Genomic DNA, 10,616 nt, shown 5'->3' on the forward strand with positions numbered 1-10,616 from the left:
TTATTTCTTTTTTATTTTAGTTTAAAGTTGGATCTTTGATTTGAATAACGGCTTTCACTATTTCCTGTTTGTTATTGACACAACTATCTAGCGCATTTTGGATGTCAGCAAATTCAAAAACATTCGTGACAATATCCTTAACATTGATTCGACCAGAAGCGACTGCTTCGATAGCTAGTGGGTAGATATGGCGATAACGGAAAACAGATTTTAAAGACAGCTCTTTATCCATGAATAAACTAATCGGCAAATCCATGCGACCTGTTGGACTGTACCCGACAAGGACGATATTTGCGCCTTTTTTTACGGCCTCAATGGCTTGACCGACGACAAAGGCAGAACCAGTTGTGTCAATTGCCAAATCAAGCTCTTTTCCCTGCGTATACTCGCGCAGTTTTGCGACGGTATCTTCTTTTTTACCGTTGATGACGGCCGTAGCACCTAGCTCTTTTGCTTTTTCCAAGCGATTGTCCATTACATCTACGACATAAATCTCATTCAAACCGAGAGCTTTTAAGGCAAGTAATGTGACTAATCCAATTGCTCCAGCTCCGGTGATCACGGCTTTTTGGCCAATTTTTGCTTCCCCTTGAAAAGCAGCATGAAAGCCTACTGCTAAAGGTTCAATGAGGGCACCGGACATTGTATCAACAGTATCAGGTAATTTAAAACATAAGCTTGCATCGTGTGTGACATATTCTTGAAAGACTCCATCAATAGGAGGGGTTGCAAAAAATGCAACATCGGGACACAAATTATAACGTCCTGTGCGACAAAATTCGCATTTCCCACAAGTCTTTCCTGGTTCAAGTGCGACCAAGTCCCCAACTTTTAGATGCGTGACACCTTTTCCTATTTCAACTACTTTTCCTCCAGCTTCATGTCCTAAGACAAAAGGTGGTTGGACAATATAATCTCCGATAGCACCAGATTCATAGTAATGTAAATCAGATCCGCAAACTCCGACATAGTCTAATTCAACTAAAACCTCATGTTCATTTGGTCTGGGAACTTCTCTTTCGACAAAACTTGTTTGACCAATTCCATCCATGACTGCTACTTTCATTTTTTTCATAATGCCACCGTCCTTTTTATATTTGTATAGACAAGCAATAATGTCATTCTAACTGATACTCGTAGGAAAAACAACCGGATTACTGCATGGAATTTTCCCACCAAGAATCTAATTCTTGAAAGACGTCATCAAGGTTTTTACCCGTTGCAGTCAAAGAGTATTCTACCCGCAACGGCAGTTCGTTTTACTGTATTCTTAAGACAATCTTTTTTTCTTCAAGTTTTTTTAAAGTAGTAGCTAAAATAGTATTATTGATACCCGGTAACGCTCTTTTTAGTTGTCCAAATCTCATGGTTTTCTTTGTAAGTAAAAGATAAATGATTTGTAAGGTCCATTTTCCTTGTAAGATTTCTAAGGCATTTTTTACATGGCAAGTAGATTGTTGGTCTTGCTTAAAGTTTTGCATCAAAAGTCTCCTTTAGTAAAAAAAAATGTACTAAGTATTTAAATTTTGCGTACTTGTAAAGATTTATACCGATTATATAATGGTTTTATCGAAAAAGAAAGAAGTGTGAAAAGGATGGAAAAAGAACAACAAGATCTTTCGGCACAATCGGTCATAGAAGAACGACATGCAGTGAGAAGTTATCAGCCAAATGTGTCAATAACTAGAGAAAAAATAAATCAGCTCCTTCGTGTAGCTACCAAAGCCCCCTCAGGCGGTAATCTTCAAGCATGGAGATTTCTAGTCATCGACGAGACAAAACAAAAAGAAAAGTTATATCCGATTGCGTTTCATCAGCAACAAATAATAGAGGCCTCCGCCACAATCGTGGCACTGGGTGATTTAGAAGGCTATAAAAAAGCACATGAAATATATGCCCAAGCAGTATTTGAAAATAATATGCCCGAGAAAATAGCGACAATGTCTGAAGCAAAATACACAAATTTATATCAAAACATGCAATCGGATGACTTACTTCAAACGGTTACAGTCGATACCAGTCTGGCGGCAATGCAATTTATGTTGCTTGCAAAAGCAGAAGGCTTTGACACAACCCCAATGCGAGGTTTCGACAAAGAGCAGTTAGCAAAAGCTTTTAAGATACCGAGTCGATACACGCCGGTTTTGTTGATATCTTTGGGTAAACAAAAAAAACCAGCGTATCAAACCTCAAGATTACCACTGGAAAAAGTTGTTTTTTACAATGAAATGAACTAAGAGTTAGATCATAGTCAGGTAGAATGTCTACTAATGAAAGTATTCGAGCAAAACGATTTGGCACAAGTCAGCTGACACAAATAAGCAAAAGCTTTGTTATGCTGGTTTTAGTGAGAGCTGATGTTGAGAAATAAAGGTGCATTAAATTTTATTGCTGACTACTAGTTTCAATGCTTGGTGTTTAGTATAATGCATAGTAGCATCACAAAGTATAGAAGCTTAAGAATAAAAATTATCAAAAAGTAGAGAACTATAGCCAAACGAGTAATCCAGTTTTAAACAGGTAAGTTGATAACGACTCAGGCTAAAGTACAAAAAGTTCAAAAAACGTATAATAGCACAGATAGGGCATGAATTGAATATCAGTTTGGCAAGTAATATTGCACGTATGGATGAAATGATAAGACACGCGTTTTATAAATCCAATTAATTTAGTGAATCAAATGGAAGTTGGAGGGAGAACAGAATGAATATGAAGGAAGCAGCAAAGCTAACCGGCTTAACCAATGATACGATTAGGTATTATGAGCGGATTGGAATAATTATGCCCATCCCGCGAAAAGAAAACGGCATGCGTGATTTTACAGAGCGCAGTCTTAATCAATTAAAATTTGCCAAAATCATGCGACGTGCAGGTATGGGGATAGAAAGTTTAAGAGAATATGTGTCAATGATTTATGAAGATGATGACGCGACGATTTTTGCAAGAAAAGCGTTATTAATAGAACAAGCAAAAATCATGCAAGAAAAAATTGTAGAAATGCAAGAAGCACATGATTATTTGTTATACAAAGTAGAAAATTATGAAAGTCATATGAGAGAAGCTGAAAAAAAATTATAGAAAGAAATTCAAGATCAACAATAAAATAGAGTTGGGAATAGTAACAGAAATACGGAGAAACAGAAGTTTTTGAACCTAAGAAATAAGCAGAAATTTACGCTAGTTGCGCTTCAAATTTTTTATTAATTTTAGCTTATTTCTGAAAGCAATGTTTTTATTTGACTAATAGGAGCCTGAATTGTAACCTCTGAGTTATGTTCCAGTCTCTTATTTTTTGTTATATAACAAACGTTATAAAAAGACTAGATAGAAATGCGACTTTTGACTGATTCTTTAGGGAAAGGAAAAAACTATAATGCAGATAAGGAGGAGAGTTGATGAAAACTACGAGGTTAACCAACAAAAGAATAGTGATTTTTCTAGTACTAGCTACAATTTTTATGGGGGTTCTAAGTTTGAGGTACGCCCAAAATAAAAATCCTAATTATCTAGTAGGCTTAATGTTTACGCCAATGATTAGTGTGATACTTACAAGAGTTCTAACAAAAGAAAAAGCTCAAAATCTTTTTCTGCGTCCTTTTTTTAAGCAGAATAAATGGTATTATTTATTGGCATATTTCGCAACGCCCATCATTGCTTTTTCGGGCGCAGCAGTTTATTTTTTCTTCTTTCCAGATCAACTGGACTTTTTAGGGTCAAAGTTTGCTTACCAAAGCGATCTCACTACCGCGGGAGCATATTTTAAACAACTAGCAATCATTGTGCCATTGTGTATTTTGGTCAATCCGTTGGGAGGCTTACTTTCTTGTTTTGGAGAAGAATTTGCTTGGAGAGGGTATTTATTACCCAAGCTATCTGAAAAATTTTCTAGGAAAAAAGCAGTTGTTTTAACAGGATTTATATGGGGAGTGTGGCATGCACCACTTGTTTACATGGGCCTCAACTATGGTACAGATCACCCTGCCTTAGGGATTACCATGATGATTTTCTTTTGTATGGTGATGAATACAATCTTGTCTTCTCTCTTTTTTAAAACAAAATCTGTATGGGTGTGTGTTGTTGCCCATGCTGCGCTAAATGCGATTGACAAGTATACGCCAAGCTATTTATTTACCTCGATGAAGGAAGCGCACAACTTGTTCATTGGACCTAATCTTGTAGGAATAATTGGAGGTCTAGGATTCATTATTGTAGCCATTTTTTGTTACAAAAAGATGAACCAGATATAATCTGTCATCTGAACAGTAATTTTCATAGCGTAAAACAAAAGACAACCGATAAGAACTATCGATTGTCTTTTTTTCTGCTTGAATTAAGTGATAGGCTACTAAATTTACTAGGAATTCAAAATAGAATACGATATTCTTTTGGTGTATAAGTAGTTTCTGCTTTGAATAGTTTGCAAAAATAACTTTGATTAGAAAAATGCAAAGACCCAGAAATTTCTTTTAAGGCTAAATCGGTGTTAACTAAGAGATATTTTGCCTCTTTGACTCGTGTTTTCGTAATAAAATGACGAAGTGAATTGCCTGTATTTTTTTTAAAAGTGGAAGATAGATACACTGGATGGACACCAATTTTTTCTGCAATAGTCGAGTTGGAAAGGTCATCATACAGATTTTGATGGATGTATTCAATCGCTGATTTTACGATATAAGAGGTAGACGAGGCGGTATTTGTTTTTATAAGCAACGAAAATTCATTGAGCATTTGCTTGATTAAAGAATGATACTCGGGAGTGGCTTGAATGAAATCAAGTTGACGAATCAGTGAATCTGAAAGCCGGTAAGCATGTGTTGGGGAGCAGCCGTACTGAATAGCAGCACGACTAACTAACGTAATCAAAGAAACAAAACGATATTTTTTTTCGAGCAGTTTGTTGTTTGAAAGTGGGGTTTGATTAATCTTTGACAAATTGTGGACCATTTTATTTAAAATCAAGGAGTCGCTTGTTTTTAAAGCATCCATTAGATGTTTTTCAAATTGATAATGGTCGGTGAAAGTTGTCTGGAATGTTTGTTCTGTAAAGATTTTCTCTTCTTCAGAGTCCTGAGTCGCAGGAATTTCAAAGTGTCGCTTTTTTATGGTTAACTGTTTTGTATCAGAAAGAATTGCGATATAAGCTTGAATTTTTTTAAATAGTAGGGTCCAGTCTAAATTTGTCCAATTACAGCTGTTTTTTTCGGACATAATCATTATGAGCATAAAGTTTGATTTGTTGATAATAAACTTTGTTGATAGAAAAATTAAGCCACGAAAATAAGTGATGGAGAGGGTATCAGTCTCACTGTAGTTCCAAAATTTCTTTGAAAAAGCATTTAAAACATCACTCGCTTTGATTTTTGACTCAAAAATACAAACCTGCTCTTGAAATAGTGCAAAGGGATATTCAGTAAATTCGGTTAATAACTTTATTTGCTCAAACATGTAATACCCTCCAAATCGTCTTTAATTATTACTATAGATATTTAAATTATAATATAAATAAAGCGCTTTCTCAAATATAATGAGTGTAGATAAAAGAAATGGAGGAGACGTGTTATGAAAAAATTCCCAAAAAATTTTTTGTGGGGGGCTTCAACAAGTGCTTACCAAGTTGAAGGAGGATGGAACCAAGATGGAAAAGAGCCGTCTGTACAAGATATTCGCAAGCCTGTTCCAGATACTACCGACTTTAAAGTTGCTTCTGACCATTACAATCGCTACAAAGAAGACGTGAAACTCTTTAAAGAATTAGGCTTAAAGGCATATCGTTTTTCGATTTCTTGGACAAGAGTCATGTCACACGGAAAAGTGAACGAAAAGGGTTTAGCATTTTACGACAATCTTATCAACGAATTATTGGCTCAAGGAATTGAACCTATTCCTACTGTTTTTCATTTTGATTTGCCTTTTTCTTTACAAGCAGAAGGAGGGTGGGCCAATCGTGCTACCATCGATGCTTTTGTTACTTATTGTCAATTATTATTTGAGCGTTACGGGGACCGAGTGAACTACTGGCAAACGATTAACGAACAAAATATGTTGGTATTTGCTAGTCGAGCTTTGGACGGCAAAACGGCTAGTTGGAAAGAAGTCTTTCAAGGCAATCATCATATGTTAGTGGCACAAGCGAAGGCGATGAAGATTTATCATGAGGGTGGTTATCCAGGGAAAATTGGCCCCGCTCCTAACATTGCATGTGTGTATCCAAAGTCAGAAAAACCAGAAGATATGTTAGCTGCGGAGTATATGAGTGCCCTTAGAAACTGGCTATTTTTGGATCCAGCAGTCTATGGAAGATACAATCATTTAGCCATGCGAATGTTAAAAGCTATGGATGCAGTTCCAGAGATCACAGCAGAAGACGAGCAGGTTTTGAAAGAAAATACAGCGGACTTTATTGCCTTTAATTACTATAATTCAATGACTGTTGCAGCTTCTAAAAATGGCAAACAGAATGATGCGAAAGATCAGCAATCTGGCTTTTCAATACCGGGATTCTTTCAGACTGAAACAAATCAGCATTTGCCGATAACTGAATTTTCGAACTGGCCAATTGATCCAGTCGGGCTTCGTGTGACCGCAAATCAATTATATGAGCGCTATCACTTACCAGTTTTGATTACTGAAAACGGCTTAGGGCAAGAAGATACCTTGACAAGTGATGGAAAAATTCATGATAATTACCGAATAGAATATTTGGCAGCACATATTGAACAAATGAGACTGGCTATTGAAGACGGGGTAGAGTTTATCGGTTATTGTCCTTGGAGTGCAATTGATTTGATCAGTACACACGAAGGATTTCGTAAACGGTATGGATTCGTTTATGTAAATCGTGAGGATTTTGACTTAAAAGATCTGAAACGTTACAAAAAAGATAGCTTTTTCTGGTATCAACAAGTGATTCAGCAAAATGGATTAGAAAAGTAGGTGAGGTAGGTGGAGGAATATTTGGGTATTGATGTTGGGGGCTCTTTTATCAAGTACGGCGTGATCAATGAAAATGGAAACGTTTTATCACAAAATAAAATCCCAAGTAATCGAAAAGAACCAGAAAAAATTATTGAATCCTTGATTCAAATTATTTTAAAGATAAAAAACGTAAGACCGCTTGTGGGTGTTGCACTGAGTATCCCCGGTGTGATCAGTGAGAAAAGCCAAATGCTGACATCAGGGGCATTGGAAGGCTTGTATCGGTACAATTTAGCACAAATACTAGGAGATAAAACAAAGATGAAAGTTTGTATAGTGAACGATGCCAAAGCAGTTGGCTATGCGGAAAAATGGATTGGTGCTGGAAAAAATTGTCATAATTTTGTCTGTTTGCCTCTAGGGACTGGAGTAGGGGGGACGATTGTACTCAATGGCAAAGTCATTCAAGGTCGTACTGGCGCAGCAGGAGAGTTTGGACTGATGCTGATGGGACTTGGTAAAAGTGAGCCTGTAGGATATGATTCTGCTAGCTTTCACTGTGGTGCAGTTGCAGGCTTATGTCGAATCTATAATCGAAAATTGGGGAATCGCGCGTTTGAAGATTGGGAGTTAGATATTAAAAAAATATTGCTATGTGCAAGCCAAGGTCAACTTCAAGCGATTGAAAGCTTAGAAGAATTTTATAACAATGTAGCAGTATTATTACTCAATATTACGGTTTCGCTAGATCCTGAAAAAATCTTAATTGGCGGTGGAATCAGTGAGAATGAAACCATAATGGATGGAATAAAAAAAGCGCTCAAAGTACTTGTCACCCGTTATCCAGAGATTTCAGCCATAGGGACGCCTGCTATTGAGTCGTGCCAATTGGGGAATGCGGCTGGAATGATTGGAGCAGTAGCAAGAATGTTAGAAGGGGAGAGAAAAAATGAAAAATATGGAGAAGTTTATTGATCAATTTTTTGGTCCAATTGCACTTTATATGAATAAGAGTCCTTTTTTTAGAGCTTTAACAGAGGCATTTATGAAGATTACGCCGGTTACGTTGGGGGCTTCTATTTTGATGATTATTGGCTTTTTCCCCATACCAGCATGGCAAAATTGGCTGGTATCTGTGGGAGTCTATAATGATTTTGTAGCTGTACAAAATGCAACCATCAATGCACTAGGATTGTTTTTAGCGTATACCTTTGCGTATAGTTATGTCAAAATCAATGCGCCTAAGTATAATCCTTTGATTGCAGGGGTTCTCTCGCTTTCTGGATTTATGATTCTTGTTCCACAGCAATTTATGTTGTTTAATGTCAAAGAGCAACTCACACAATATCCCGCACAAGCTACAATTGAGTCTGTAAGCACGTTAAATGCTTTTTCTAGCGATTATATTGGAGCTTCTGGTATTATTGTTGCGATGTTTGTAGGGTATTTGGTAGCTCGGGTCTATATTTATTTAAATAAAAAGCATTTTGTTATTAAATTACCAGAGAGCGTGCCAACAAATGTTTCGGAATCTTTGAGTCCAACTTTTATAGCGGGTGTCATTATGATTATTGCTTTTTGTTTGCGCTTGTTCTTTAAGTTTGCCCCTTTCTTTTCAAGATTCGGCAATATCTTTTCCTTTATCACCGGAGTCATTCAAATTCCACTGCAAGATTTAGTCGGATCCCCATTATCGTTAATTTTAATTTTATCACTCGCCAACTTTTTTTGGTATTTTGGCATTCATCCGCAAGTTGTCTACAGTGTGATTACGCCAATTGTGATGGCAAATAGCGTTGCGAATATTACGGCATACACATCAGGACAACCGGTTCCTTATTTGATGTTTGCGGTTGTGGGTGTAGCTTGTGGAACAGGCTTTGGAGGTCAAGGCGCGACGATGGGTCTTGTGATTTCGATGATTACGGCCAAATCAAAGCGCTACAAAGAGATGTTCAAATTAACAGCAGCACCTTCAATCTTTAATATAAATGAGCCCTTGATTTTTGGGATGCCGATTATTATGAATCCGATTTTCTTTATTCCGATGGCGATTGGTCCGTTACTTATGGGTGGAATTGCTTGGGCAATGACTTCATTGATTGATCTGACAAAGTACAATCCAACCATTTCCTTTCCTTGGACCACTCCTGCTTTAATTAATATGATTTTTCGTGGTGGAATTCCCCTACTTCTAGTGGGAATGGTCTGCTTGTTCGTTAGTATTTTAATATGGTACCCATTTTTTAAAGTTGCCGACAAAAAAGCGCTTCAAGAAGAGTCTGGGATAGAAGTGAAAAGTTAAATCGTTAGTATAGGAGGAGCAAGATGGGCAAGTTAGGTGTTAGTTTATACCCAGAAAAAAGTAGTTTTGAAAAAGATAAAGCCTATTTAGCATTAGCAAAACAATATGATTTCTCAAGGATATTTATGAATTTACTTTTATTTAATGTTAAAAAAAATCAACTTGAACCGATAATCAAGCGAATGAAAAAAACTATTGCTTATGGGAATCATTTAGGTTTTGAAACGTATTTGGATGTCAATCCGTATACGTTAAAGTCGTTAGGAATTTCTACTGCTGATTTAGCCTATTTTGCAGATTTAGGTGTTAAAGGAATTCGTTTAGATATGGGATTTACTGGTAAAGAAGAAGCGGAAATGACAAGAAATCGCTATGGTCTTAAAATTGAGATTAATATGAGCAATGAGGATCACTATTTAGAGCGGATTTTTGATTATCACCCCAACCGAGCAAACCTAGTGGGATGTCATAATTTTTTTCCGCAAGCTTATACAGGTCTTTCAACAGAATATTTCATTCATTGCTCAAAGCGATTTTTAAAAAAAAATTTGAGAACAGCGGCATTTGTGACAGCGCCATCGGCTAAATTAGGACCATGGGAATTGCAGGAAGGGCTTTGCACAATCGAAGCGCATAGAAACTTACCATTGTATGCACAAGTGAGACATTTAAAAGCATTAGATGTTGTTGAAGACATTATTATAGGAAATGCCTATGCTGTTGAAAATGAATTAGCAGAGATGAAAAGAGCATTTCTAGAAGAGCGACTGTCATTAACAGTCGTCCCTGCTGACGGATTGTGGCCGATTGAAAAAAAGATTGTGGAAGATGTAAACCACATGTATAGAGGTGATTGTTCGGAATACATGATCCGTTCGTCCTTGCCACGTTTTATATACAGAGAGTCTCCTCTTCCTGCTAGGGAAAACAGTGCTCCAATTCAGAAGGGAGATGTACTAATTTTAAATGAGAATTATGGGCAATACAAAGCAGAATTACAAATAGCTCTTAAAAGTCGACCGAAAGATAACAGAGTAAACAAAATTGGTCAAATTGCTACGGAAGATCTGCTGTTGTTAGAGACATTGCAACCATATACTGATTTTCATTTAACCTTCAAGCGTGATTAATTCGTCTAAATAAGAAGAAGCGGAAAAGTTGTTATGCTTTTCTGCTTCTTCTTATTTAGACGAGGAATTGTCCCAAATAAAGAGATTACGAATCAGGAAAGTCTGATTCAGAATATTTATTTTAAAAAATATATGTATATTAAATTTATTTTTTAATAATTTAATCTATTAAATGGGAAGGGAATGATTTTTTTGAAAGGGTTGAAAAAGTAAAAAAGATTTATTTCTCTTTTATATAAAGCAACTTCCCCCTGATTTTGAAGAAT

At 36.5% G+C, this 10,616-nt stretch carries 9 protein-coding genes and 1 pseudogene; 7 read left to right on the plus strand and 3 right to left on the minus strand.

Translation table 11 applies throughout. From position 1 onward, the window contains the following. Positions 1-16: 16 nt before the first annotated feature. A complete protein-coding gene (locus CBF30_RS08790; RefSeq protein ID WP_211340490.1) occupies positions 17-1,075 on the minus strand; it encodes an NAD(P)-dependent alcohol dehydrogenase in 1,059 nt (352 codons plus the stop codon). A 79-nt stretch (positions 1,076-1,154) separates the two neighbouring features. After that, positions 1,155-1,481, minus strand: a pseudogene (locus CBF30_RS11990) (winged helix-turn-helix transcriptional regulator). Between the two features lie 114 nt (positions 1,482-1,595). Here CBF30_RS11990 and CBF30_RS08805 point away from each other — a divergent pair. From CBF30_RS08805 to CBF30_RS08815, 3 genes are all read left to right on the plus strand, one after another. Then, on the plus strand, positions 1,596-2,237 hold the full coding sequence (locus CBF30_RS08805; protein ID WP_126825351.1) for a nitroreductase family protein: 642 nt from the start codon (positions 1,596-1,598) through the stop codon (positions 2,235-2,237). A 466-nt stretch (positions 2,238-2,703) separates the two neighbouring features. Beyond that, positions 2,704-3,078 (plus strand): MerR family transcriptional regulator, encoded by a 375-nt coding sequence (locus tag CBF30_RS08810; protein ID WP_126825354.1) that lies wholly within the window; start codon positions 2,704-2,706, stop codon positions 3,076-3,078. A 317-nt stretch (positions 3,079-3,395) separates the two neighbouring features. Continuing rightward, positions 3,396-4,247, plus strand: a complete 852-nt coding sequence (locus CBF30_RS08815; RefSeq protein WP_126825357.1) for a CPBP family intramembrane glutamic endopeptidase — start codon at positions 3,396-3,398, stop codon at positions 4,245-4,247. Positions 4,248-4,362: 115 nt separating this feature from the next. On the opposite strand, the gene CBF30_RS08820 is transcribed toward CBF30_RS08815, so the two are convergent. Then, a complete protein-coding gene (locus tag CBF30_RS08820; RefSeq protein ID WP_126825360.1) occupies positions 4,363-5,445 on the minus strand; it encodes a helix-turn-helix domain-containing protein in 1,083 nt (360 codons plus the stop codon). A gap of 114 nt (positions 5,446-5,559) precedes the next feature. Here CBF30_RS08820 and CBF30_RS08825 point away from each other — a divergent pair, with 114 nt between their 5' ends. From CBF30_RS08825 to CBF30_RS08840, 4 genes are read left to right on the plus strand one after another with little or no spacing between them, the layout of a single operon-like run. Continuing rightward, positions 5,560-6,933, plus strand: a complete 1,374-nt coding sequence (locus CBF30_RS08825; RefSeq protein ID WP_126825363.1) for a glycoside hydrolase family 1 protein — start codon at positions 5,560-5,562, stop codon at positions 6,931-6,933. A 9-nt stretch (positions 6,934-6,942) separates the two neighbouring features. Continuing rightward, on the plus strand, positions 6,943-7,890 hold the full coding sequence (locus CBF30_RS08830; protein ID WP_126825366.1) for an ROK family protein: 948 nt from the start codon (positions 6,943-6,945) through the stop codon (positions 7,888-7,890). Then, complete coding sequence (locus CBF30_RS08835) at positions 7,865-9,220, plus strand: PTS sugar transporter subunit IIC (protein ID WP_126825370.1); 1,356 nt, start codon at positions 7,865-7,867, stop codon at positions 9,218-9,220. The genes CBF30_RS08830 and CBF30_RS08835 overlap by 26 nt, the downstream gene beginning before the upstream one ends. Positions 9,221-9,243: 23 nt before the next feature. Then, entirely contained in the window at positions 9,244-10,350 is a 1,107-nt protein-coding gene (locus tag CBF30_RS08840) for a DUF871 domain-containing protein (protein ID WP_126825373.1), read from the plus strand. Positions 10,351-10,616: the final 266 nt, after the last annotated feature.

The sequence above is a fragment of the Vagococcus entomophilus genome, from assembly GCF_003987595.1.
GTDB lineage: Bacteria > Bacillota > Bacilli > Lactobacillales > Vagococcaceae > Vagococcus_E > Vagococcus_E entomophilus.